The organism is Streptomyces sp. NPDC017225 (assembly GCF_044331465.1).
Classification (GTDB): Bacteria; Actinomycetota; Actinomycetes; order Streptomycetales; family Streptomycetaceae; genus Streptomyces.
Genome location: NZ_JBIRNE010000032.1, coordinates 1 through 22,688 on the forward strand (window position 1 = coordinate 1; position 22,688 = coordinate 22,688).

Annotated in this window: 20 protein-coding genes and 6 pseudogenes; 14 read left to right on the forward strand and 12 right to left on the reverse strand. The window is 68.4% G+C overall.

Annotation, left to right across the window (positions count from 1 at the left end; translation table 11 throughout):
• Positions 1-677: 677 nt before the first annotated feature.
• Complete coding sequence (locus tag ACH4NX_RS36270) at positions 678-3,791, reverse strand: BTAD domain-containing putative transcriptional regulator (RefSeq protein ID WP_398130156.1); 3,114 nt, start codon at positions 3,789-3,791, stop codon at positions 678-680.
• A gap of 152 nt (positions 3,792-3,943) precedes the next feature.
• On the opposite strand from ACH4NX_RS36270, the gene ACH4NX_RS36275 reads away from it, so the two are divergent.
• Positions 3,944-4,840, forward strand: coding sequence for an NAD(P)-dependent oxidoreductase (locus ACH4NX_RS36275; RefSeq protein WP_398130157.1), 897 nt, complete (start codon positions 3,944-3,946; stop codon positions 4,838-4,840).
• Positions 4,833-5,723 carry an NAD(P)-dependent oxidoreductase gene (locus ACH4NX_RS36280; protein ID WP_398130158.1) on the forward strand — a complete coding sequence of 297 codons (891 nt, stop codon included), beginning with the start codon at positions 4,833-4,835 and terminating at the stop codon, positions 5,721-5,723. Before ACH4NX_RS36275 ends, ACH4NX_RS36280 begins: the two co-directional genes overlap by 8 nt.
• Positions 5,724-5,754: 31 nt before the next feature.
• Here the strand turns inward: ACH4NX_RS36280 and ACH4NX_RS36285 are convergent, their stop codons facing one another.
• Positions 5,755-7,194: an NF041680 family putative transposase gene (locus tag ACH4NX_RS36285; protein ID WP_398130159.1), complete on the reverse strand. Its 1,440-nt coding sequence runs from the start codon at positions 7,192-7,194 to the stop codon at positions 5,755-5,757.
• A 154-nt stretch (positions 7,195-7,348) separates the two neighbouring features.
• Positions 7,349-8,185 (reverse strand): alpha/beta hydrolase, encoded by an 837-nt coding sequence (locus ACH4NX_RS36290; RefSeq protein ID WP_351402374.1) that lies wholly within the window; start codon positions 8,183-8,185, stop codon positions 7,349-7,351.
• 336 nt (positions 8,186-8,521) lie between these two features.
• On the opposite strand from ACH4NX_RS36290, the gene ACH4NX_RS36295 reads away from it, so the two are divergent.
• The gene (locus ACH4NX_RS36295; protein WP_398130188.1) at positions 8,522-9,052 is read left to right on the forward strand and encodes a transposase; all 531 of its coding nucleotides are present in this window, start codon (positions 8,522-8,524) and stop codon (positions 9,050-9,052) included.
• A 101-nt stretch (positions 9,053-9,153) separates the two neighbouring features.
• Positions 9,154-10,248: a hypothetical protein gene (locus ACH4NX_RS36300; protein WP_398130160.1), complete on the forward strand. Its 1,095-nt coding sequence runs from the start codon at positions 9,154-9,156 to the stop codon at positions 10,246-10,248.
• 9 nt (positions 10,249-10,257) lie between these two features.
• Here ACH4NX_RS36300 and ACH4NX_RS36305 read toward each other — a convergent pair whose 3' ends face one another.
• The 3 genes and pseudogenes from ACH4NX_RS36305 to ACH4NX_RS36315 all read right to left on the reverse strand — a co-directional run.
• Positions 10,258-10,410 carry a hypothetical protein gene (locus tag ACH4NX_RS36305; protein WP_351402369.1) on the reverse strand — a complete coding sequence of 51 codons (153 nt, stop codon included), beginning with the start codon at positions 10,408-10,410 and terminating at the stop codon, positions 10,258-10,260.
• Positions 10,411-10,526: 116 nt separating this feature from the next.
• Positions 10,527-10,766, reverse strand: a pseudogene (locus tag ACH4NX_RS36310) (transposase); the annotation flags it as partial.
• Positions 10,753-11,199, reverse strand: a pseudogene (locus ACH4NX_RS36315) (transposase); the annotation flags it as partial. The pseudogenes ACH4NX_RS36310 and ACH4NX_RS36315, both read right to left, overlap by 14 nt.
• A 147-nt stretch (positions 11,200-11,346) precedes the next feature.
• Between ACH4NX_RS36315 and ACH4NX_RS36320 the strand changes: the two are divergent.
• Positions 11,347-12,033 (forward strand): alpha/beta hydrolase, encoded by a 687-nt coding sequence (locus ACH4NX_RS36320; RefSeq protein ID WP_351402367.1) that lies wholly within the window; start codon positions 11,347-11,349, stop codon positions 12,031-12,033.
• 165 nt (positions 12,034-12,198) lie between these two features.
• Here ACH4NX_RS36320 and ACH4NX_RS36325 read toward each other — a convergent pair whose 3' ends face one another.
• Both ACH4NX_RS36325 and ACH4NX_RS36330 read right to left on the reverse strand, forming a co-directional pair.
• A complete protein-coding gene (locus ACH4NX_RS36325; RefSeq protein WP_398130161.1) occupies positions 12,199-12,591 on the reverse strand; it encodes a DUF6415 family natural product biosynthesis protein in 393 nt (130 codons plus the stop codon).
• 44 nt (positions 12,592-12,635) lie between these two features.
• The gene (locus ACH4NX_RS36330; RefSeq protein WP_398130162.1) at positions 12,636-12,818 is read right to left on the reverse strand and encodes a hypothetical protein; all 183 of its coding nucleotides are present in this window, start codon (positions 12,816-12,818) and stop codon (positions 12,636-12,638) included.
• A 246-nt stretch (positions 12,819-13,064) separates the two neighbouring features.
• Here ACH4NX_RS36330 and ACH4NX_RS36335 point away from each other — a divergent pair.
• The 3 genes and pseudogenes from ACH4NX_RS36335 to ACH4NX_RS36345 form a co-directional block, all read left to right on the forward strand.
• Positions 13,065-13,208 (forward strand): annotated as a pseudogene (locus ACH4NX_RS36335) (IS110 family transposase); the annotation flags it as partial.
• Between the two features lie 360 nt (positions 13,209-13,568).
• A complete protein-coding gene (locus ACH4NX_RS36340; protein WP_398130163.1) occupies positions 13,569-14,012 on the forward strand; it encodes a hypothetical protein in 444 nt (147 codons plus the stop codon).
• 10 nt (positions 14,013-14,022) lie between these two features.
• Positions 14,023-14,688, forward strand: a complete 666-nt coding sequence (locus ACH4NX_RS36345; RefSeq protein WP_351400341.1) for a hypothetical protein — start codon at positions 14,023-14,025, stop codon at positions 14,686-14,688.
• 75 nt (positions 14,689-14,763) lie between these two features.
• Here the strand turns inward: ACH4NX_RS36345 and ACH4NX_RS36350 are convergent, their stop codons facing one another.
• Positions 14,764-15,231: a hypothetical protein gene (locus ACH4NX_RS36350; protein ID WP_398130164.1), complete on the reverse strand. Its 468-nt coding sequence runs from the start codon at positions 15,229-15,231 to the stop codon at positions 14,764-14,766.
• 48 nt (positions 15,232-15,279) lie between these two features.
• On the opposite strand from ACH4NX_RS36350, the gene ACH4NX_RS36355 reads away from it, so the two are divergent.
• Positions 15,280-15,441, forward strand: coding sequence for a fumarylacetoacetate hydrolase family protein (locus ACH4NX_RS36355; RefSeq protein ID WP_351400358.1), 162 nt, complete (start codon positions 15,280-15,282; stop codon positions 15,439-15,441).
• Positions 15,442-15,978: 537 nt separating this feature from the next.
• Here the strand turns inward: ACH4NX_RS36355 and ACH4NX_RS36360 are convergent.
• A pseudogene (locus tag ACH4NX_RS36360) lies at positions 15,979-16,444 on the reverse strand (ATP-binding cassette domain-containing protein); the annotation flags it as partial.
• A 156-nt stretch (positions 16,445-16,600) separates the two neighbouring features.
• On the opposite strand from ACH4NX_RS36360, the gene ACH4NX_RS36365 reads away from it, so the two are divergent.
• Both ACH4NX_RS36365 and ACH4NX_RS36370 read left to right on the forward strand, forming a co-directional pair.
• Positions 16,601-17,179, forward strand: a complete 579-nt coding sequence (locus ACH4NX_RS36365; RefSeq protein WP_351400340.1) for a phosphopantetheine-binding protein — start codon at positions 16,601-16,603, stop codon at positions 17,177-17,179.
• Between the two features lie 390 nt (positions 17,180-17,569).
• The gene (locus ACH4NX_RS36370; protein WP_398130165.1) at positions 17,570-17,947 is read left to right on the forward strand and encodes an ASCH domain-containing protein; all 378 of its coding nucleotides are present in this window, start codon (positions 17,570-17,572) and stop codon (positions 17,945-17,947) included.
• 315 nt (positions 17,948-18,262) lie between these two features.
• Here ACH4NX_RS36370 and ACH4NX_RS36375 read toward each other — a convergent pair whose 3' ends face one another.
• Entirely contained in the window at positions 18,263-18,994 is a 732-nt protein-coding gene (locus tag ACH4NX_RS36375; RefSeq protein WP_398130166.1) for an alpha/beta fold hydrolase, read from the reverse strand.
• Positions 18,995-19,155: 161 nt separating this feature from the next.
• On the opposite strand from ACH4NX_RS36375, the pseudogene ACH4NX_RS36380 reads away from it, so the two are divergent.
• Positions 19,156-19,374: pseudogene (locus tag ACH4NX_RS36380) on the forward strand (helix-turn-helix domain-containing protein); the annotation flags it as partial.
• A 273-nt stretch (positions 19,375-19,647) separates the two neighbouring features.
• Here ACH4NX_RS36380 and ACH4NX_RS36385 read toward each other — a convergent pair.
• Positions 19,648-20,142, reverse strand: coding sequence for a hypothetical protein (locus ACH4NX_RS36385; RefSeq protein WP_398130167.1), 495 nt, complete (start codon positions 20,140-20,142; stop codon positions 19,648-19,650).
• Between the two features lie 453 nt (positions 20,143-20,595).
• Between ACH4NX_RS36385 and ACH4NX_RS36390 the strand changes: the two genes are divergently transcribed.
• Positions 20,596-21,195, forward strand: coding sequence for an NAD(P)H-dependent oxidoreductase (locus tag ACH4NX_RS36390; protein ID WP_351400335.1), 600 nt, complete (start codon positions 20,596-20,598; stop codon positions 21,193-21,195).
• A gap of 245 nt (positions 21,196-21,440) precedes the next feature.
• A pseudogene (locus tag ACH4NX_RS36395) lies at positions 21,441-22,634 on the forward strand (IS256 family transposase).
• Positions 22,635-22,688 lie beyond the last annotated feature (54 nt).

Here is a 22,688-nt window from a genome sequence, read left to right on the forward strand (position 1 = left end):
CGGCCCAACCACCCACCCCGGCTTCTCAGCGAACCCACAACACTCCAGGCCAGCAAGCGCCCGGTACACCAACAAACCCCCCTCCGAGCCTTAGCTGATCTTCTCGGCGAAGATCCTGTCCGGGCGATATTCTTCGCGGCGAGCGCGTCCAGCTGCGTCTGGAGCTCCTGGGCCAAGGTCGAGCATCGGGCGTACCCGATGCGGATGTCCGCACTCGGGGCCTGCGGGTCGACCGGGGTGGGCACCGGCGTGCCGGGCCGCCACAGTTGTCCCGGACCCCGGTCGGCCGGGGTCGGCACGCGCAGGAGCTCCGCGAGCCGGGGCACCTTGGTGAAGCGGCCGGTGTGATAGGTGCCGGCGACCGCGCCGGAGCGCGAGCGGCAGGGTTAACCTGGCGTTGCGTCACAGCGTGGGCAGGGATGGCGCTCGACGTCGTCCGCTTCGGACACGAGTGCGGTCTGAGGGTCCGTCACGAGTTCAGATGCTGTCACAAACATTTCCCAGAACGCGCCCGGCTCCACTTTCGAGTGAGAACGAGTTGTGACAGTGAATCCCGCGATCCGGACCGCTTCCGCCGACCGCTCTTGATCTTGCTCCGGGAAAGGGTCGTTTATGGGAGATGCTGACCGAGCCGCCTTCGTGTACTCGACCTCGGCCATGGTGATCGTGTCAGATCCTCAGCCCTCTCTACCCGTCGCCCCGTCAGGGCGTTCCAGATTGCGATCGTCATCGATGCCGACAGAAAACTCAGCAGCGAACATCTCTGTGCCCAGCATTGCGAGGGCCTTGGTTGTGATGCGTTCGACATCGCCGCGCTCGGCCTCCGGGAGCGCGGCACCCGAGGACTCCCGGGCCCGGGCAGCTGTGCCCAGGAGGCGGGCGGCCTGCACGGGTTGGTCCGCGAGGGCGTATGCCCCGGCGAGGCCCTCGTGGGCGAGAGCCAGAGCCCGGGGGTCGCCGCTGTCACGGGCGACGGAGAGGCCCTGGTGGTGCAGGGACAGAGCCGCAGATGCGTCACCGCGTTGTTCGGCGAGGAAGCCGAGTTCGGCGAGGAGGAGTGCGGGGCCGGGGCCGAAGTCGACTTCGCGGTGCCAAGCGAGGGTTTTGCGGAGGTACTTCTCAGCGCGGTCGAAGTCGCCCTCGCGTCGGGCTGTGAGGGCGAGGCCGATTTCGGCGTGGATCTCGCCCGCTGCGTAGCCGTGTTCGGCAGCCAAGGCCATCGCCTTGCGGTGGAGCTCGGTGGCCTGAGGGAAGTCACCAGTCAGGAGGGCGACCCTGCCAAGACCGGTGAGCCGGTCGGCGGCATCCGGCCAGAAGCCCAGATCCTCGGCCAGGCGGAGACCGTCCTGGTGCAGGCGTGCGGCGCGCGTGTAGTCGCCGGTGATCGCGGCCAGTGCTGCCAGTGGATAGGTGGTCTGCAACTGTCCCCAGCGATCGCCGAGTTCCGCGAAGAGCGCGTGGCCGGCCTCGGCACTGTGGCGCAGTGCGGCAAGGTCGCCGCGCAGCAGGGCCTGGGTGGCCCGGGTGCTCTGTGCTGCGGCGATGCCCCAGTGGTCGTCTGCTGTGCGGAAGTCGGTCAGGGCGTGGTCCACCAGAGTCTCGCTGCGGGCCAGATCGTCACCCGCGTTGAGCGCGGCGTAGCCGAGGAACCATGCCGCACGTGCGTCACCGGTCTCGCCGTCGACTGTTTCGTCGGGCGGATGGACCGTGTTGTTCTGTCCCTCCCCGGTCAGCAGGGTGAATCCGGCGCACCAGACAGCGGCTTGGGAACGGAGGGTCGGGTGCGTGTCGCCGCTGATGTGTAGGGCTTCCCCCAGTGATCGCCGGGCCTCGCTCAGCCGGCCACGCAGGAACCAGTACCAGGTCGAGGCGAGTGCCATGCGTAGTGCCCCGGTGGCCTCCTTCCGCTGCACGGCGCGTTCCAGGGCCGTGCGCAGGTTGGCGCTTTCGTGGTCGAGGCGCGACAGCCAGCTCTGTTGCTCAGGGCCGCGGAGTCTGGCTGCAGCCTGTTCGGCGAGCTCGGTGTAGTAGGTCTGGTGGTGCAGTTCGAGGGCCCTGGTCTCGCCTGCTTCCGTCAGGCGTTCATGGGCGTAGGCCGCGATCGATTCCGGCAGCCGGTAGCGACGGCCGTCGGTCACGGTGACGAGTGAGCGGTCCACCAGGCGGATCAGGGGGCCGAGGAGGTCCTGGTCATCGCCACCGCACACCGCCTCGGCCGCTTCGAGGGTGCAGCCATCGGCGAAGACCGCCAGACGACGCAGGAGGATTCGCTCGTCGTCGCTGAGCAGCTCCCAGCTCCAGTCGATCACCGCTCGGAGTGTGCGTTGGCGCGGTGGCACGCCTCGTCGGCCGCCGGCGAGGAGACGGAACCTGTCGTCGAGGCGGGAGCACAGTTCGTGTACTCCCAACGCATGGACGCGGGTGGCGGCCAGTTCCAGGGCCAGGGGTATGCGGTCGAGGCGGCGGCAGATCGTCGCGATGGCCTCCGCGTTGTCCTCGATGACGGCGAATCCGGGTGCATGGGCTGCGGCCCGCGCGGTGAACAGCTCCTCGGCGTCGGCCTGCGGCAGAGGTGGCACGGTCCACACCATCTCTGCTGCCAGGCCGAGAGGTTCCCGGCTGGTGGCCAGGACGCTCAGCCCGGGTGCGGCGGCCAGGACCCGGTGTACGACGTCGGCCGCCGAGTCAATCACGTGCTCGCAGTTGTCGAGGAGCAGGAGGAGTCGCCTGGAACGCAGTGCATCCTCCAGCCCTACCGTCCCCTCTTCCCGTACGCCCAGGGCGGCGCTGAGCTGCTCGGTCACCGCGGTGGATCCGGCGAGCCCGACCATCCGTACGCCGTCGGGGTAGGCGCCGGCGGCAAGGCCGGCCGCTTCCTCCGCCAGGCGGGTCTTGCCCACCCCGCCGGAGCCGGTGAGTGTCACCAGCCGGTGGGCGGCGAGAAGTTCACCCAGTGCGGACAGCGCCTCCTTCCTGCCGATGAGTTCGGTGAGCGGAGCCGGCAGGTCGCCGTACCTCCTCTTCGGGGAGGCCGGGGGCGCCTGAAGGGCCGCATCGTGTTCGAGGATCGACTGGTGCAGGGCGGCCAGTTCCGGCCCGGGGTCCACGCCCAGTTCGTCGGCCAGCTGCTTGCGCAGTTCGTCGTACATGGACAGCGCTTCGGACTGCCGCCCAGCCCGGTACAGCGCACGCAATTGGACGGCGCGCAGCCGCTCCCGCAACGGATGACGGGCCGAAAGCTCCCCCAGCTCGCCGATCAGCGCGTGGTGTTGACCCAGTTCAAGACGGGTATCGGCGAGCGCCTCCTGGGCGGTGAGGCGCTGCTCGTCAAGGCGTCCGGCCGCAGCGCGCAGGAACTTCAGGTCGCCCAGGCCGGCGAAGGCTTCCCCCGTCCACAACTCCAGCGCTTCGGTCAGCAGATCCGCCCTGGTGCGCGGGTCCTCGGTGCCGTACGCGGTGGCGGTCAGGTCGGTGAACCGGTGGGAGTCCACATCTCCGGGGCCGGTACGCAGCAGATATCCCGGGGGCCTCGACTCCACCAGTGTCTCGGCCCCGGGTTCGGCCCGCGCCAGGGCGCGGCGCAGCCGCGAGATTTTCGTCTGCAGCGCACCGGCTGGATTTCCGGGCAGCCGCTCGCCCCACAGATCGTCCACGAGCCGGTCGGCCGAGACCGGCTGTCCCGCGTGGACGAGCAGAGCGGCCAGCAAGGCGCGCACCTTCGCCTCAGGCACGTCGACCGCCTGGCCGTCAGTTGTCCGGGCAGTGAGCGGGCCGAGCACCGAGAAGTACATGGCTGCAAGGTATCCGGCCGGCTGACAGCCGCCGTCCGGGGGCCGACAGCGCACCGACAGAGCCCCGCCAGCACCGGTCGGCACAGTGAGGACACACCGAACGAACCGTCCGGTGCCCCCAGCCGAAGAAGCAAGGAACCAGGAGACACTTCATGTCGGAGAACGAGAACCACGAGCAGTCCACGGTGTCCGTGATCGGCCTGGGACAGATGGGGACCCGGCTCGCCCAGGCGTTCCTCACCGCCGGCTACGCCACGACCGTATGGAACCGCTCCGCCGCGAAGGCCGACGCACTCGTCGCCCAGGGCGCCGTCCATGCGACGACCGTGGATGAGGCGGTCGCCGCGAGTCCCCTGGTCGTGGTCAGTCTGCCGGACTACGCCACCGTGAGCGATCTGCTCGGGCCAGTGGCGCCGCGACTGCACGGCCGGGTCCTGGTGAACCTGACCTCCGGCACTCCGGAGGACGCCGCAGGGATGGCCGACTGGGCGGCCGGGCACGGCGCCGGCTACCTCGACGGCGCTGCCATGAGCGGCACCCGCCTTGTCGGGCGGCCCGAGGCGCTGTTCGTCTTCAGCGGTTCCCCACAGGCTTTCGCTACCCACCGGACGGTGTTGGCGAGCCTGGGCAACTCCGTCCACCTCGGCGCCGATCCGGCGCTGGCCCCGGTGTACGACACGGCGCTCTTCGGTCTGGCCTGGGGTGCGCTTGCGGGCTTCTACCACGCCGTCGCCCTGGCGGGCGTGGCGGGCGTCGACCCGGCCGCCTTCACGGCGGTGGCGACGGGGCACATGCCGTTCGTCACCTCACTGATGTCCGACCACGCCCGCCAGATCGAGAACGGGAACTTCCCGGACGACGACGGCACGGTGGAGGTGCACGCGGCAGCGATGGAGCACCTCTTGGACACCAGCCGGGCCGCGGGCCTCGGCACCGACGTTCCGGAGCTGATCGGGAGCCTGCTGGAACGGGCGGCGGCCACCGGACACGGCTCCAGCGGCATCGCCAGCGTCATCGAGACGATCACGAAGGGCGAGCGGAATGCCTGAACAGACCAAGCCCCACGTCACGGTCCTGGGCCTCGGCCGCATGGGCGCTCCGATTGCCTCCGCGTTCCTCGACGCCGGCTACCCGACCACCGTATGGAACCGCACCGCCGCCAAGGCCGATGCGCTCGTCGCACGAGGCGCGATCCGCGCGACCACTACGGCCGAGGCGGTCGCGGCCGGCTCACTGGTGATCGCCCCACTCCTCGACCACGCCGCGGTCCGACAGGCCCTCGGTCCCACCGCCTCCACCTTGCGGGGCCGCACCCTGGTCAACCTCGCCAACAGCACCCCCGACCACGCCCGTGACCTGGCCGCCTGGACCGCCGGGCACGGCGCCGACTACCTCGACGGCGCCATGATGGCCCTCCCTGAGACCGTCGCCACTCCAGAGGGCTTCTTCCTCTACAGCGGTTCCCGGCGCGCCTACACCACGTACCGGCGCGAGCTGGAGGTGATGGCGCCGGCCCACTACTTCGGCATCGACCCCGGTTCTGCGGAGATCCACGACTTGGCCCTGCTGGGTACGGGGTACGCGGCCCTCACCGGGTTTCTGCACGCCGCAGCACTGCTCGAACAGGCCGGTACCACCCCTGAGGTGTTCGCCCCGCTGGCGGCCCGATGGCTGTACGGGATGGCCGAGTTCCTGCCCGAACTGGCGCGCGAGGCAGGGAAATCGGCGTATGCAGGCGGGGTCTCCACGGTCGACCTCAACCGGGCCGGGGTCGACAGCCTCATCCAGTTCAGCAGAGCCAGGGGCATTGCCACCGACGTCCATGAGCCGTTGAAGGCCCTGCTCGACAGACGGGCGGCCGACGGCCACGGGCAGGACAGTTTCTCCAGCGTGTTCGAGCTGCTGAAAGCACGAGGCACTGCGGCGCAATGAACGCAGAGCGCGGGACGACTGAGCTTGGTCTTTATCTTCCGGGTCGGCCGATGGCCTTGAGGGTTTCTGGACGCTTGACGGTCTTGCCCACGTCGTAGCGGGGTGCCGGGCGTCGGTTCTTGGCGCCGGGTGGCCGTCCGGGGCCGGCGCCGCGGGGTTGGGGAACACGGGCCGGGCAGAGCAGGTGAGCGCGGATGTTCCTGAACCCCCGGCGGACCCGGGCCGGGGTGAGCCGTGCAGGTTCGGCCGGTTTCTCCCAGGGTCGGCGGAGGTCGGCCGCCAGCGGGCGGGCAAGCCTGAGCTGAGTGTGCGCGACGACCAGGAGCCAGGTCCACCGATCCGCCGCCTCGGGAGTACGGAGTTTCGGGGTGGTCCAGCCGAGCGTCTGCTTTGCGAACCTGAAGGTGTGTTCCAGGTCGAATCTCCGGAGGAACCCCTGCCACCAGCGGTCCACATCCGCGGCGACGGCTCCGGTCTTCGAGGACCACAGCCACACCGGTGGCGCCTCCCGCTCCTTGGAGAGTTGCTCGACCTTCAACCGGACCAGGGTGCCCTCGACGACGGGGAGTTCACCGTCGTGCTCCAGCCAGGCCGAACGGTGGGTCAGCCTCGGGTGGACCCGGTCCCACGCCTGGGCTGCGGCCTTGCCGTAGTTGGTGGTGTCGGTGGCCGTGCTCACGGAGGGTCCGGGCCACGTCTCGGGCTTGGTGAAGCGGAACTCCGGCCCGTGCTTTGGCGGGCGGCCGCCCTTGGGATCGTAGACGCGGGGCGGCTTCGGCAGGCGCATCACCCGGTCGCCGCGGATCCGGCCGACCAACTCGACGGGAAGATCCCGCAGCACCCAGGCCAGGCGGGTGACGTCGTAGCCGGCGTCCATGACGATCGTGATGTCCGGGGCCCCGGGCTGCCACTGGCCGGCCCCGACGAGCCGTACCACCGCGGCCCTCAGCTGGGCGGCGGTGACCGCGGTCGCGTCGTCGGCGGGCCCGAGCCGGACCACGTCCAAGATCCCGGTCCACGACGTGGCGCCGGGCTCCAGGACGGCGACGAACGAGTAGAGCCAGCCCGGGATGAACTGCGACGCGGTCTTCGCCCGCCCGTAGACATGACAGAACAGTCGATCCGCCGAGCACTGCGCGTCCGAACGCAGCCACGGGCTGACGTCGACCGCCAGGACCAGGCGCCCGCCCTCGAAACGTGGCAGCGGCAACCCGGCCAGCACCGTCCGCAGACGGTCGACGTCAATCCCGCCGCGGTTGGGAGCGCCGTACAACGCGCCGTGACCACGGCAGTGTTCAGGCAGCATGGTCAGGTCCACCGGAGAGATGACCGGCCCGTCGGCGCACAGCATCGCGTCACAGAGTCCGAACAGTTCGTCACGCCGGGCGGCCAGACATGCGTAGAAGCCGCCCCGGAAGCGTGACGCCTCCGCGAACGCTTCCCGCCGGACATCGTGATGCAGCAGGCTCACCTCTGGCGGCCTTGGACGGCGTCTTGCGACGTGGTGAAACTCGCGCTCTGGTCAGCACGAAGGATCACGCCAAGGCCGCCCCCGTATCCGCCGGACCCCCGCCTGGGTGAACAAGTTCGGGACGCCGTTCGAAGCCAGAAGATCAAGAACAAGCTCAGCCTTGAAGGAACTCGATGAGCTTCGGCGCGAGTTTCTTGGGCGCCATGACCACCGCTCCGTGATTGAGGCCCTGGAGCGTGTGATGGTCGGCGTCGGGCAGCACCTCCGTGACCGCTCGCGCGGCGCTCTGGAAGCCGTCTGGGCTCTTGGAGCCGGTCATGACGAGGGTCGGTGCAGTCGCGGGCGACCACACCTCGGCGGTGAGGGGTTTGCCCTGCTGGGTGTCGCCCATGACCGCGATGTCGTAGGGCAGGGTGTGGGCCATTGCCTTGAGGTTCGACCACACTCCGGGCATCAGCCGCATAGATCCGACCATGAACGCGGGCATACCCTGGGCCTTGGTCATGAAGGTCTTGACCGCCTCGCTGCGCCGGTCCTCGGCGATCAGACCGTCGATGCGCCGTGCGAAGTCCTTCGGCGGTCCGAAGTCGCTGGGGGCGACGGCGAAGGGCGGCTCGTAGAGCGCGAGCCGCTTGATGTTCAGGCCGGCCGCGGCGGCGCGCAGGGCGAGTACCGCACCGGACGAACTGCCGAACACCGAGGCAAAACCGCCTGCATGCTCGATCAGCGCCGCGATGTCGTCGATCTCGCGCCGCACCGTGTAGTCGGCGCTGTTGCCGCTGGCGCCCCGGCCGCGGCGGTCGTAGTTGACGACGGTGAAGTGCGGGGCGAGGAGGCCGGCGAGCTTCTTGGTGTCGGAGCGGTCGGCCAGCGCCGAGGACACCAGGATTACCGTAGGCCCGCTGCCGGACTGCTCAAACGCGATGGGGGTTCCGTCGCTCGAGACAACCGTCGACTTCACGGTGTCCGCCGACTCGCGAGTTGCTGACATGCTCTTCTCTCCGCTTCACATGGAGGTGCCGTACTTCTGATGCAGATGTGACAGCGGCTCGGCGGAAAACTCATCGGTCCCGCAGCTTCGCATTTTGAACCTCGTGCGCCGAGCGGCCGTGGCCCCCGTCATCGTGGTCATCCGCCCGTACCCGTCGCCGTCACCCATCTCCTCCAGGAGATCAGGGAGCTGGGTTGGACCGGCAGCTCGAACCTGCTGGTCCGCTACATCAACCAGGGCCGCGTCGAGGCCGACCGGCCCGCCCTCTCGCCCCGACGCCCGGCCCGCTACCTACTCACCCGCCCCGACCGCCTCAAGGACCACCAACGGGAACGTATCGAGGCCGCCCGCACCGCCTGCCACGAGATGACCGCTCTGGCCGACCTCATCCACCGCTTCGCCGTGCTGCTGGATCCCGGCGACGGCAATGCAGCCCTGTTGAGCACCTGGATCACCTCGGCCCAGGCCGAGGATCTGCCCCACCTGCGTGCCTTCACCCGGGGCCTCGAGAAGGACCGCGCCGCGGTCGACGCCGCCTTCACCCTGCCGCACCACAACGGCGGCACCGAAGGCGTGAACAACAAGACCAAGGTGATCAAGCGCCAGATGTACGGCCGCGCGAGCTTCCCCCCTCCTGCGCCACCGCATCCTCCTGGGCTGACCGCACCCTCCGTCACCACCGACTACGGAACAGACCCGAACGATTTACTGTCCCCCTCACCGAGCGGGGCCTGCTGGCCAGGGCAGCCGGCCGGGCAGCGGGGCCCGTCCAGGTGTCCCCTTACGAGCCGAACCGGGCAGGCCCTCGGGGTAACGCCGGTGTTTTCCGCGGACCGACGGAAACCGCCCGGCGGTATTCCTACGTGAGCGGTAAGCCTTTCGTAAGGGATCAACCCCTGTGCGCGCCGACCGTATTGCTGAAGGCTGGGGTCATGCGACGGAGATCTCGATTTCTTGCCCTGCTCACGATGGCGTCGGCGACGCTCACCACGGCCCCGGCCGCTCACGCGGCGCTCCCGGTGTCCTCGGGCGTCACGACGTACACGTACGTCGACCTCGGAGTGCTGGGCACCAACAGGTACGGCGTCAGTATCAGTGTCGGCGTGGACGTCAACGACTCACGACAGGCCGTCGGCCATTCCACCACCGCGGGGCCGTCCCGCCACGGGTTCACGTGGAAGGCCGGGACCATGAGCGACCTCGTACCGATCCTGGACAGTCCGTACGCCGGAAGTTCCGCCAACGGCCTCAACGACGCCGGCCACGTCGTCGGACATACGAGCGTCACCTCCACCGACCCGTCCCACGCGTTCCTCCGCCGCGACGGCTCGACGATCGACCTGGGGACGGGGTACGGGCCGGGCAGCATGAGCAGTGCGGAGGACATCAACTCCGCCGGCCAGGTCGTCGGGGTCCGGTCGGCTGCCCCGGAGGCGCCCCGGCGGGCGGTCCTCTGGGAGAACGGGACCATACGTGACCTCGGCACTCTCGGCGGCCGGACCGGGAGTCCCTACGATACGGAGAGCGTCGCCTACGCCGTCAACGACGGCGGCCAGGTCGTCGGGGCGGCGCTGCCGGAGTCCGGGCACCCGCTGCACGGCTTCGTGTGGGAGAACGGCGTCATGCGGGACCTCGGGACCCTGGGTGGCAACACTGAGGCCACCGAAGCGCGTGACATCAACACCGCCGGTCAGATCGTCGGCAACTCCCAGACCGTTGACAGCCGCATGCACGCCTTTCTGTGGAAGGAGGGCGGGATGCGTGACCTGGGGGCGCTCGGCGACAAGGAGAACAGCAGTTACGCCTTCGGGGTCAACGACCGCGGCCAGGTGGTCGGCCAGTCCGGGCAGACGCTCACAGCACCGGCGCGGGCGTTCCTGTGGAACGGCGAGAGGATGATCGATCTGAACGAGCGGGTGGCGAACCTGCCCGCCGATGTCCTGCTGAGTGACGCCCGGGCGATCAGCAACGACGGAACCGTCATCGGAACCACATGCAGCCATAACTGCCCCTCCGACAAGACGGCTCCGGTACGCGCCTTCATGCTGGTGCCCCATGGCTGACTCAGCACCTCAAGCGGCCGGGACCACCGCTGTCACGTAGATGGCCAACGACACCATTGCCATAGCGAACGGCGCAACCAGGTTGGTTGGGGTTGCTGAGGCTGCGGAAAGCCGGCCGTCGAAGGTGATGCCGGAGGCGTTCAGCGTGGTCTTCCAGCGCATGGCTCAACGGGCCTGGCCCCGTTCGAACTCCCATCAGGCACCGAGATATCCGCCGCCCAGATCGTGGCCAGTGCCGACGACGACTTCACCCTGTACCTGAACGGCGAGCAAGTGCTGTCAGTCCGGTCGTAGGTTTTGTCGGCGTGCAGGCGCTGGGGCTCGAAGTACCGGCCGCGATGGGGGTCGTGTCTCGTTTGGTGACCCTCCACCATCGGCTTCAGCCCTTCGCTGTCGTGGGTGTTGCCGGCCGAGACGCCGACGAGAAGGGGCAGTCCGTTCGTGTCCGACAGGATGTGCATCTTGGAACCCGGCTTGCCCCGGTCCACGAGGCTCGGGCCTGTGTGTTCGCCCCATTTTTAGTACTGCAACGAAGGAGTACGGCCAGCCCGGAATGAACTGCGACGCGGACTTCGCCCGCCCGTAGACATGGCACAACAGCCGCTGGCAGAGCACGGAGCGTCCGAGCGCAGCCACGGCGACACGTCGAGGGCGAGCACCAGGCGCCCGCCCTCGAAGCGTGGCATTGGCAACCCGGCCAGCATCGTCCGTAGGCGGTCGATATCCATCCCGCCGCGGTTGAGGGCGCCATACAACGCGCCGTGCCCCCGGCGATGCTCGGGCACCAGCGTCAGATCCACCGGCGATTTCCCAGGGCCGTCCCCACAGAGCACCGCGTCCACCAACTCGAACAATTCGTCGCACCGTGCGGTCAGGCGCGTAGAACTCGCCCCGGAAGCGCGACGCTTCCGCGAACGCTTCCCTCCGGACAGCATCAGGCAGCAGACTCACCCTCACGGCCTTCGTTGTGGTCACGTGCACCTTGGTCGGAGCACATGATCAGACGAAGGCGTCCTTACGTCGGGTGAACCCCCAGGTGAGCGACGTCGTTCGACTTCCCGTTCGAGTCCAGCGATAAAAGGTGTGTAGCCTTACTACATGTTGATCGTTTTACATGGGTCGTGGCATCAGCCCGCGCACTTTGCCAACCTCACCAGCCGCCTCACGCACACCGGAATCGACGTTCTCGCCCCCGACCTGGACAAGGACTCGCTGCCGGACCGCGTAGCCGCCGCCCAGGAGGCTGTCGACTCCTGCCCAAAACCGCCGCTCGTGCTCGCGCACTCCTTCGGTGGCCTGGTGGCTGAGTCGCTTACCGGCGTCCGGCACATCATTCATCTCGCGTCCTACGTGCTCGACCCGGGTGAGACCGCCACGGACGTCGCTGTCCGGGCGATCGAGCAGACAGGCACGCCTGATCCCCTGCTAGCAGTGATGAGGCCTGGTCCGGACAGGTACACACATGTTGATCCGGAGAGCGCAAGAGAAGCGTTCTACGCCGATTGCAGCCCTAAAGACGCGAAGGCAGCCGCGCAGCTGCTGCGCCCCGAGCGGGACGACATCGGACAATGGACTCCGACACGGGTCAACCGTGATGTCACGCCCAGCACCTATGTGCAGTGCCAGCAGGACCGCGCGGTACGCCCCGAAATCCAAGAACAGTTCGCAGCCCGCTGCGGCGAGGCCCTGGCTTGGCCGACCAGCCACTCCCCGTACCTCAGCCGGCCCGACCTCGTCCTGGACCTTATCCGCCGTATCGACTCCGTAGGAACCTCGCAGACCTAGGGCAGAGCCTGGCCTCCCATCGTGGGACACAGCAGGACCGTCCACCTCTCCGGCGAATGCCCAGGCGAGCGCCCCAGTTCGAATCCATTCGAGCTCGGTAGATAAAGAACAAGCTGAGGGCTCCGCCCCTTGATGGCCGGGGGACCAACTTCCCGCTTTCGGGCGTCACACGGCCGGGGTGGCGGCCGCTTCCAAGCGGTCCAGGCGTTCGTAGAGGGCGCGGACGAGGCGGGCGCGGTTCTGGACGCAGCGCACGGCGCCCTCGATCGGCACGGACAGCCGCCCTTCCGCCTCGCGCAGAACAACGTCGGCGAGCGCACGGGGCCCGCTGTCCTTGGGCAGCTGGTCGGCGCGGCGGCGGACGTCGGAGGCGACGGCGCACGCGTGGCCGGTGAGCTGGAGGGCGATCTGCTCCAGGTCGCGGTCGGTGAGGTTGTCCTCGTCGGTCCAGGCGAGGACGGCCGTGACGAGGCACTCGTACGCTTCGCGATCGAGCGGGAGCCCGGCTTCGATCAGGCCGTCGGGGTCGTGCAGGACCGTGTGGGTGCTGGTGTGCATGGCGGGCCTCGATGCCGGGAGCGTCGTGTGCGGGTGGCCGGCGGTCACCGCTGGGAGTCCTCGACGCCGTCGGCTCCGTCGTCCTGGTCCTGGTCGTGCTGGCCGAGGAACCGGGCGAAGCCGCGGTCCGCGCGGGCCGGCAGGGCCGGAGAGGGGACGCTGTAGGCAGGCACCTGGAGGCCGCGGCCCTCCAAGGCCGGGGCGGTGATGTCGATGTGTGCGCGCATGGAGGCCCCGCCTCTCCGGCTGGTGGTCCGTCGGTGCCGTTGACGCTAGGCACCTGTGGTCCGGACACTCAACGAAGTAGCGGAGAATTGCGGAACTTCACTCCAGGGCGTCGTCCGGCAGCAGGGCTCGGCGTTTCGCCTGTTCAGAGAGGTAATCGGGGAAGGTGTCGGCTCTGGTGGTCCGGGCTGGCTGGCGTTTACGCTCACTCTCTTCATCTGGCCAACCGGGGGGATCCATGCCAGCACGACCTGGCCGGCGAGGCCACCCGGGTCGCGAACCGGCTGCACGGCCTGCTGACCCAGATCCATCCGTCGCTGGAGCGGATCCTGGGCCCGCGGTTGCAGCACCCGGCCGTCCTCGCCCTGCTGGAACGGTTCGGGTCACCGGCCCAGACATCTTCGCTGCGTTGGACGAGCAGACCGTCCCGGGCACCGAGCCCCGGCCGTCCGGTATCTGACACCGACCCGAATCGCCTCGCCATCGTCCAGCACCGACTCCAACCCTGATCCCCGGATCCGCCAGGAAGAGCAGCGCTTCCAGCCGGAGCAGCACCTCGCGCACAACCCAGAACCATCAGCCCGAACAGTGTCGGCACCAGCAGTTTCCAGACGATCTCGCGAGATCTACCAGCAAGATCAACAGTCACAGGGAGTACGCACACCACAGAAGTTGAACCAGAACCGAGTTTCGACAGCACTGGGGCACTTGCCAGGGCAGCATCGGGGTGCTCCTGGTGAAAGGTCCTCGTCATGCCGCAGATGTCGAAGGTCGAGCTGTACGCGGCGATCCGACGTGATCACCGTGCTGGCATGAAGATGCGCGAGCTTGAGCGCAAGTACAACGTGTCGTGGCGGACGGTGAAGAAGGCCGTGGGCTCGGTCTGGCCGGAGCCGCGCAATGAGCTTCCGCCGCGGCCAACCGCCCTGAATCCGTACAAACCGGTGATCGACGAGATGCTGCGGACGGACCTGGACGCGCCGCGCAAGCAGCGGCACACCATCACCCGGATCTTGCCCACGCGCGCGCTTCTGGCCTCCAGCGTCATCGTCCTATCTCCTTCCGCTCCGGTAAACACCAACACGACACCAGACAAAGGGGACACGCTTGCGGCTGGTACGCAGAACCAGCCGCAAGCTACAGCCCTACGCCGACACTCACCACCCCGCTCTGTGTCGCGCGCCTCAGGCCGATAGCGTGTCCGCCATGAGCGACGGCATCGCGTGGATAGGCGCACACCACCACGCCCCCGACGCCCCAAGCGTGCGAGGCATGCGCGGCGGGATCTCCCTCACCCTGGCCAGAGGAGTAGAGCAAGACGAGTTCCTCATCAACCTGGGCGCCGATCTCGACGAGTTGGACGCCCGCACCCTCTACACCGAACTACGCGCCCCGGCTATAGTGCCCGGCCGGCCGAGCCCCTCGGTGAACGCCGTCATGTACGGCACATGGGGGGAATGGACATATGTGCTGGAGAACTGGGGCATGGCCACCTGGTCCATGGGCTACCAGGGCAAGGTGACGTCGATGCTGCCCTGCGAGGGTGAAGAGATTCTCTGCCTGACCCTCAACCGGTTTCGCCCCCCGGCTCTGATCATCCACGCCCCCGGCAACGGAAGCGCCTACCGCGCCGACTTCGGCACCACCACAAGCCGAGGCAGCGCCCTCGACCAGGCCCTCGCCTCCGCCGGTGCCGTGTACCCCTCGATACCCGACGCCAGCGCGGATGAGGTGGTGGCCTACTACGAGGAACACGGCGAGCGCCTCCCCGAGCTGGTGTTCACCGCCGTGGGCGCCTACACGGGCGTGAGTATCGACCAGGCCGCCGTGACCGCCGGTGACCTCCCCGGACTGCTCATCCTCCAGCCCTGATCTCCCGCCACGCATACAGCGGCCGGTCCCCACCCTCTATGAGGGTGGGGACCGGTGCCGATTGAAGCGGGGGTGTTACTGCGCTGCGAGCTGGCAGATCACCGGCTGACCGCCGACACCTTGATGGCAGGTACCGCCGTCATCCATCCGCGTGTCCAGCCAGTACGCATCCTTGTCCTTGATACGCATCTGCTTCATAGAGTTTGCGAAGTGTCCGCCCATGGATTCCTGGTTGTGCATGCCGGAGATCACCGACCGGCCGCACACCTCGCTGAACGTGAGGTCGGTGCCGTTCAGGGAAAACAGGTGGACCATGCTGCCGTGCTTCTTGGCGTAGGTGCCGGAAGAAGCGAACGCGAACTCGTCACAGTTCAACGTATCCGCCGCGTCAGCCAGAGCCGAGGCATCACCGTTGTTCGCGGCCCACCCGGTGGGGCAGATCCGGTTACGTGAACGGTTGTTCTGCGCCTCATCGCCCTTGTAGTACCCGTCCTCGTCAACGACATCACCGGGCGGGCGTCCCAGAAGGAGCGCGGAGGCCAATGACTTACAGGCAAGTCCGCTCTCACATTCAACCCTTGCGGCCCGTGGCTGGCCACGCCCGACGAACTCGGCGACATCACGGACCTGCGCCTGTGGCCGGACCACAACGGCACCCGCCGCCAGGACGGCACCACCGCGGACATCATCTTCAGCCCGGCCCACCTCATCCGGCTCTCAGCCAGTTCATGGTCTTGGAGGTCCGGGATCTGATCAACACCGGCACCCCGTTCGGCGCGGGCAAAGACCTCGACCCTCCGCAGTACCTCTCCCCCGGTGACACCTCGCCTGCGGCGGAAACGGTCTGGGCAGCCGACACCAGACCGTCACAGCCGCTCCCTGACCAGACGTCAGACCACGGCAACGCGCGGTTTCCAGCGCGGTGAGCACCGTGCCGGTGATCTCCCCGCGAAGTGAGGGCCGCCGCGCGCCCGGAGCGTCAGATGAGCGGCACGGCCCTACGTGGTTTCGGCACCGGAAATCCGGCGCGTCATGGCCACCCTGCTTGCACAGCGCCTCCACCGGTACAGCTCCTCCCGCCGATGGAGACGCATCGATGTGCCTGGCCATGACGAGTCGGGCGTAAGTGCGCGGCTGTTACCGGGCCGGCCGTCGTCGAGACCGCGGAGCCGGTATCCGGTCCGGAGGTAGTGCGACCGGCCGGCGCGACCACGATCGCGCAAGGCGGCCATGAACCGTCCGGGGCTGTCAGGACTTGGCGAGAGCCTTTCGCGACTCCCGGCGCCTGCGTTGCTCGGCGGGGCCGGTCTCCACGACGCGGCCCTGGTTCATCACGGCGACCCGGTCACGGAGGTCGGCGACCACACCGAGATTGTGGGTGACGAGCAGGACGCCCAGGCCGCGCTCCTCGAGCAGTCGACGCAGCAGGTCGAGGATCTCGGCCTGGACACGCACGTCCAGGGCGGTGGCGGGTTCGTCGGCGATCAGCAGGGCGGGGTCGCAGGAGATCGCGCCGGTGACGGGGACGCACTGGGCCATGCCGCCGGACATCTCGTGCGGGTAGCGGCGCACGACCTGCTCGGGCGCCGGGATCTCGACCTGGCGGATCAGTTCGACGGCCCATTCGGCGGGCTTCCTTGCAGGACAGACGAAGGATCTGCCGCATCGGCTCGGCCAGTTGACTGCCGACGGTGAAGGCCGGGTCGAGGTTGCTCATGGGCTCCTGCGGGATGTACGCGACGGTCGTGCCGCGCAGCAGCCCGGTCCCTCGTGCGCAGAGCCATGGCCAACACCGCCTTCGAGACGTCCGACGACCTCGACGCGCACTCCGCCGCGAGTTACGCACAATCCAGCGCCGGCCCTACTACGTGACGACTCCGGGGGGGGCGGGCTGGAGTTCGGCTCGCGTGACGTGCGCGCCCACCTCACCGGACGGCTGCCCGCGTACATGGTGCCGTCGGCGCTCGTAGCCCTGCCCGAGATACCGGTGAAGAGCAACGGCAAGGTCGAGATGGTGGCCCTGCCGGTGCCGGAGCTGTGCGCCGAGACCGGAGGCGAGCCTTCGCGGGAGGCCGACGATCTCCAGCCCGAGGACGAGGATTTCAGCCCGCTGGAGCAAGCAGTGGCCGGAATCTGGCGCCAGGTGCTCGGCGTACGGCGAGTGCGGGCGGACGACAACTTCTTCGAGCTGGGCGGGAACTCGTTCCTGGCCGCCGAGCTGCTGGCGAAGGTACGTGCCTCGGTCGGCATCATGATCACTCAGGGACGGCCGCTGATCCGGCTCCTGCTCGACCACGCCTCCCTGCGCGGCTTCGCCACCGCCGTCGAAGCGGCCAGGGCGGGCAGGCTCGAGAAAGACGCCGGGCGGGTGGACTTCGCGGCCGAGGCCCAGCTCGGCGTGGAGGTGCGACGCTCCCCGTCCGCCCCCGCGTCCTGGCAGGACCCGACGCACATCCTGCTCACCGGGTCCACCGGCTTCCTCGGCATCTGATTGCCGCAGAGTACCCGATGCCGTTGCTGCGGCGCTTCATCGCCTCGTCAGCCTGACGAGTGAGAGGAAGGGCCCCTCCCACACCTGCCGGCACGGGCGCCCTCCCCTGCCACGCGAAGCAGCTCTCGATGGCGGCGACCCAGCATCATCAGCAACGGAAGTGCCGAGCGAAAGGGTGTATCCGAACCCAACGAGGTCTCCGAGTCCGGCCGCTGTCTACGTGGCGCGTCCCGGTGTACGGCGCGGCGTGAGGGCGCCCGGCGGGCACCGGACGCATCCGGTCCAGGACGCAGGTGGCGTGATGGCGGACGTCTACAATCCGTACGGCACTGTCGGTGAGTGGCAGGTGCCGGAAGGGGTGGTGGAACCGTGTGGCCACGGGTGAACGGCATGCGGGCACTGGAGCTCGGTACGGCGGGTGAGATACGGGAGCGGCTCAACGCTCTCGTCCTGGCCGAAAGGAAGACCGCCACCACCGGACTGCTGAGCGAGTACGTCGAGGAGACCGAGGGTCTGGAGTTCGAGGGTGAGCGTCTGGCGCTGCTCGGGAACGACGGAGACAGCGTCGCCACGATCGAGATCACCGGCGTGGAGCTGACCCCCTTCGGCGGCGTCACATGGGAACACGCCGCCGCCGAAGGAGAGGGTGACCGATCGCTGGATGAGTGGCGGACCGGACACAGGCGCTTCTGGGAAGGCATCGACACTCCGGTGGATGAGAACACTCCGATGGTGTGCCTGCGGTTCCGGCTCGTCGCACCTTCCTAGCTCGGCCTTCAACCGGCGCCACCGCCACAGACGTCGGCTGCTGCCGACAGACGTCTCTGCTCAGGTCAGGTCAGGTCAGGTCAGGTCAGGTCAGGTCAGGTCAGGTCAGGTCAACGGAACCTGGCCGGCACCCGCACCACAGCACCGCCACGGCCGCCGACCTCTCCACCCGCTAGTGCCGGATCAGGCAACGTTTGCCCTATTGCGATCTTGATTGAGCACGGCAGGTGGCCAGTGGGCACGCGACTTTGGCCAGCCCGAGCGTTCGCGGTCCCCCTGGGCTCGGGCACACCTGGTGGACCCGCTCTGGCGCGCTCAGTTGTGAGCAGGTAGTTGCAGGGCGAAGCGGCGGATGGCATCGGTGAAGGCGTCTGGATCGTCAAAGTTCGCGAGATGCCTCGCCCGCGGGATCAACTCGATGCGGGCCTGCGGATGCGCGCGGACGAAGTCCATCTCGCCGGACCGGAAGACGGTGTCCTTCTCGCCGTTCAGGATGAGCACGGGAGCCGCCACATAACGCATCGCATCCGCGTCGAAGCGGCCCAGCACCTCGCCCCAGGCGGCCGGCAGCGTGTGGAAGGCATAACCAGAGCGGATGGTGGCGTCCACCACTTCGGGGGAATAGAGCCGACGTAGCAACCTGTCGTTCCAGCGGGTCAACCGGTCCGCCGGTATACGAGGGACAAGCCCGGCAACCCACCGATACGGTGTTGCCCACGGACCACACGTCGAGGCGCTGGCCCCCGCAAGAACCAGCCCCCGTAGCTGCTCCGGGCAGCGTCGCGCGCACTCCAGCGAGGCGTATCCGCCAAGCGAGTGCCCGACGACCAGAGCCGGCCCGTGGTCGAGCGAGTCCACCGCAGAAGCTATAATCTCCGTCGCCGCGTGCAGGCTCCACGGTTGGGCAGAGCGCGCGCCGTGGCCTGGTAGGTCAACGGCGGCTACCCGAAAGTCCTCCTGGAGCGCGGCCAGCTGTGGGCTCCATTGACCCGCGCTGAGCCGAGTCCCGTGTACGAAGATGATGGGCGGCGCATCCGCAGCCGTCATGAATCCCCCAGATCCGCGCTCTCTTCGTACTGACTCTACTTGCGGGCGGTCCCCGGCGCTTACTGACGTCGGCTCGTCAGGGTGAATCTTCGAGAAGTCCCTGAAGGGCCTGGAGCGGTGGCTGTATCCCGTGGTGTGCGAGGTGTGCGGATGGGGGCGGGCTGACCGCTGTGGGACGTCGGCGCCGGGAGTCGGTGCGGATGCAGGCGGCCGAGCTGTTCGAGCAGAAGATCAAGCCGCCGGAGGTCGCACGGCGCCTGCGGGTGAGCATGAAGTCGGCCTACCGGTGGCACCAGATGTGGCGGGACGGCGGTCGTGAGGCTTTGGTCTCCCGTGGTCCGAGCGGGTCGCGATGCCGTTTGTCGCCGCGCTGCCTGGAGTAGCTCGCCGGGTATCTGGAGCAGGGGCCAGAGAGGGGCCCAGTCACACCTCGCCAGGCCCAACAGCTCTGCCAGCCAAAGGAGTTACAGGCCACCATTCTTGACTCACCCTCACCGTCACCCTCAACCGATGGTGGCGAGCCTGGACGGGCAGCGACCCACCCTCCGAACTCCAGGCACTGATCGACGCGGCCACCACCGGACACGGCATTGACCTCTACCTCCGGATTTGACGAACTACCGGTAGACACTCCCCGAGAGAGAGCCCGGCGGTCACGGCGTTGAGGTCTCGGCGCAGGTGGAGTGCGAAACCGGTGAGCCTGGCAGCCGGCTGGCATCGACGGCGTCGATCCAGGTGGGGAGTGTGGAGCCGAGGCGGTCGGTGAATATCTCGCCGAAGTCGCGGACGTGTCCGGCAGCTGTGTTCAGTTCGGGGCAGCGGGCCAGGACGTCCTTCAGGCCGGCCCGGTCTTCGTCGGTCAGGGTAGTGGGATGTCGGGTGATCCAGCCGGTCAGCTGCCGCACTGTCGGCGGCCGCGGCGGTGCGGCGGACAGGGCCCCGCGCAAGGCGGCGATGTGAGCGCGGACCATGCCGTAGGCGACGGGAGCCTGCTCGGCGACCAGCTCGCCGTGCAGCCCGGTGATGCTGGTGCATCCCTCGGCGAAGCGTCGCTCCGGGTAAGGCTTGTAGGGGTCCAGTCCGCTGGGCCGAGGACGGTTGTCACGGATGGCGCCCTGCCAGCGTGCGGCGTTCGCGTACCGGAGCACGGTGTTCAGGCCCCAGCCGAGGTGCCGGGCGATCGCCCGGCGTGCGTGACCCTGAGCGAGCTCGTGGACCAGGGCGTGTGCGGCCTTCTCCGTTCGGCCCGCCGACCGACGGGCGGCTGATCGTCCTGCCGACCGGAAGCCCGTCCGGTGGCTTCCGGCTGCATGCCGCTGGGCGTCGGGCTGCGCAGGCAGTCGCGGTGGGCGGCGACGCAGGTCTCCACGGCTCAGCCAAGGCGCTGCCACAGGTGGAACCGGTCGGCGACCTGCGGAGCGTCGGGAACGCCGCGTTGGGCGCCCTCGGCGTAGGCGCCCGCCCGGTCTTGGCAGTTCGAGGTCTCCGCACGGCCTCGTCGGCAAGGGGGTACGGATAATGGTGAGTAGGCGCCTTGCGGCGCTCTAGTGTCTGGCTCCCGTCCGACGGGGCCGACGTCGTCTGTGTCGACTGGGGGGACCATGCGCGTAGCGGTCTATCTTGCTCACCCGCGTCCGGGGAGCTTCAACCACGCCGTATTCGACGCGGTAGTTGAAGAGCTGTGGGAGGGAGGAGCCGAGGTGGTGGCGCACGACCTCTACGCGGAAGGGTTCCCGGCCCTGCTCTCCGCCAACGAGACGGGAACGGTCGAATCGGCAGGGCACTCCCACGACGCGCAGCTGGCGCTGCACCGGGAAGAGCTGTCCTCTTTGGATGCCATGGTGTTCGTGCACCCGAACTGGTGGGGTATGCCGCCCGCTGTCCTCACGGGTTGGGTACAGCGGGTCCTGGCGCCGGGGGTCGCGTACAAGCTTGAGACGGCGGAGGGCGAACCAGCCGGGTTGCTGAAGGCCGGCCGAGCCCTCGTGCTGAACACCTCCGACACTCCCGCCGACCGGGAGGAGAGCGAATTCGGTGATCCACTGCAGAGTGTCTGGGCGGCATGCGTGCTGCCGTACGTGGGAGTCTCCGACGTACGCAGGGTCGTCTTCCGCACCGTCACCGGCTCGCTCCCCGAAGAACGCGCCACCTGGCTGGCCGACGCACGCGAGCAAGCGGCAGCGCTCCTCCGCCCCGCATAGCAGTCCACGTCACCGATACAGCCCTGATGCCGAGGTAGCGGCGAGACCTCTCGCGACCGGTGCCCGTCGGCGGCTGATCACATCCGCCGACGGAGCCGACCGCCCGAATCGGGACTGTAAAACGTTCGGTGTAACTCCCGGTCATGGAAGATGCATCGATGACCAGCAACAACATGGCCGAGTCTGTCGCGCCGTCTGAAGCGGCGCCGGCGAAGTCTGTGGACGACCAGCTTATCGACGAGCTGATGGGTCGGGCTCAGGCCGAGGGCCTCCAGTTGACCGGTGAGGGCGGGCTGCTCCAGCAGTTGACCAAGCGGCTCCTGGAGTCCGCCCTCGAGGGCGAGATCACCGACCATCTCGGCTATGACAAGCACGATCCGGCCGGGAAGAACGGCGGCAACTCACGCAACGGCACCCGTGCCAAGACCGTGCTCACTGACGTCGGCCCGGTCGCGACAGCCGTTCCTCGCGACCGGGAAGGCAGCTTCGAGCCGAGGATCGTAAGAAGCGGCAGAAGCGCCTGACCGGCGTCGACGAGATGGTCGTCTCGCTCGCTGCGAAGGGCCCGACCACCGTTGAGGTCCAGGCTCACCTGGTGGAGGTCTATGGCGTCGACGTATCCCGCCAGACGACCTCCACGATCACCGACAAGGTTATGGACGGCATGGCCGAGTGGCAGAACAGGCCGCTCGACGCCGTCTATCCGGTGCTCTTCATCGACGCGATCCATGTGCAGATCCGCGGCGGCGCCGTCGCCAACCGACCCATCTACGTGGCGCTGGCCGTCACCGTTGAGGGCCGGTGGGAGATCCTCGGACTGTGGGCCGGCGACGGCTGCGAGGGCGCCAAGCACTGGATGCACGTCCTCACCGAGATCAAGAACCGTGGCGTGAACGACGTGCTGATGCTGGTCTGCGACGGGCTCAAGGGCCTGCCCGAGGCGGTCGAGACGGTCTGGCCGAAGACGATCGTGCAGAACCTGCGTGGTCCACCTGCTGCGGAGCTCCTTCCGCTATGCCGCCAGGACCAGGACAAGAGCGCCGAGCTCCTCAAGCCCGTCTGCACGGCGCCACCGAGGAGGCCGCCCTGAACCGGTTCGCGGAGTTCGCCGACGCCTGGGGCCGGAAGTAGCCGGCGATCGTGCGGCTCTGGGAGAACGCGTGGGAAGGGTTCACCCGTTCCTCCGCTTCGACACCGGGATTCGCCGGATCGTCTGCACCACGAATGCGATCGAGTCCGTCAATGCCAGGATCCGGCGGGCGGTCAAGGCCCGCGGTCACTTCCCCAACGAGCAGGCCGTGTCGAAGTGCGTCTACATGGCGATCACGTCGCTCGATCCCACCGGCAAGGGTCAAGCGCGGTGGACCATGCGCTGGAAGACCGCACTGAACGCCTTCGGCATCACCTTCTACGGCCGCCTCTCCGCAGCCCGTCAGTAGGTCACAACAACTCCAGTTGCACCGCCCGTTTGACAGACCCCGTCGTCGCCGGCC

What these genes read in the sequence shown, in the direction of transcription:
- ACH4NX_RS36270 (WP_398130156.1), bottom strand. Translation starts at nt 3,791, where the DNA reads ATGTACTTCTCGGTGCTCGGCCCGCTCACTGCCCGGACAACTGACGGC.
- ACH4NX_RS36275 (WP_398130157.1), top strand. Translation starts at nt 3,944, where the DNA reads ATGTCGGAGAACGAGAACCACGAGCAGTCCACGGTGTCCGTGATCGGC.
- ACH4NX_RS36280 (WP_398130158.1), top strand. Translation starts at nt 4,833, where the DNA reads ATGCCTGAACAGACCAAGCCCCACGTCACGGTCCTGGGCCTCGGCCGC.
- ACH4NX_RS36290 (WP_351402374.1), bottom strand. Translation starts at nt 8,185, where the DNA reads ATGTCAGCAACTCGCGAGTCGGCGGACACCGTGAAGTCGACGGTTGTC.
- ACH4NX_RS36300 (WP_398130160.1), top strand. Translation starts at nt 9,154, where the DNA reads ATGGCGTCGGCGACGCTCACCACGGCCCCGGCCGCTCACGCGGCGCTC.
- ACH4NX_RS36305 (WP_351402369.1), bottom strand. Translation starts at nt 10,410, where the DNA reads ATGCGCTGGAAGACCACGCTGAACGCCTCCGGCATCACCTTCGACGGC.
- ACH4NX_RS36320 (WP_351402367.1), top strand. Translation starts at nt 11,347, where the DNA reads ATGTTGATCGTTTTACATGGGTCGTGGCATCAGCCCGCGCACTTTGCC.
- ACH4NX_RS36325 (WP_398130161.1), bottom strand. Translation starts at nt 12,591, where the DNA reads ATGCACACCAGCACCCACACGGTCCTGCACGACCCCGACGGCCTGATC.
- ACH4NX_RS36330 (WP_398130162.1), bottom strand. Translation starts at nt 12,818, where the DNA reads ATGCGCGCACACATCGACATCACCGCCCCGGCCTTGGAGGGCCGCGGC.
- ACH4NX_RS36340 (WP_398130163.1), top strand. Translation starts at nt 13,569, where the DNA reads ATGCCGCAGATGTCGAAGGTCGAGCTGTACGCGGCGATCCGACGTGAT.
- ACH4NX_RS36345 (WP_351400341.1), top strand. Translation starts at nt 14,023, where the DNA reads ATGAGCGACGGCATCGCGTGGATAGGCGCACACCACCACGCCCCCGAC.
- ACH4NX_RS36370 (WP_398130165.1), top strand. Translation starts at nt 17,570, where the DNA reads ATGCGGGCACTGGAGCTCGGTACGGCGGGTGAGATACGGGAGCGGCTC.
- ACH4NX_RS36375 (WP_398130166.1), bottom strand. Translation starts at nt 18,994, where the DNA reads ATGACGGCTGCGGATGCGCCGCCCATCATCTTCGTACACGGGACTCGG.
- ACH4NX_RS36390 (WP_351400335.1), top strand. Translation starts at nt 20,596, where the DNA reads ATGCGCGTAGCGGTCTATCTTGCTCACCCGCGTCCGGGGAGCTTCAAC.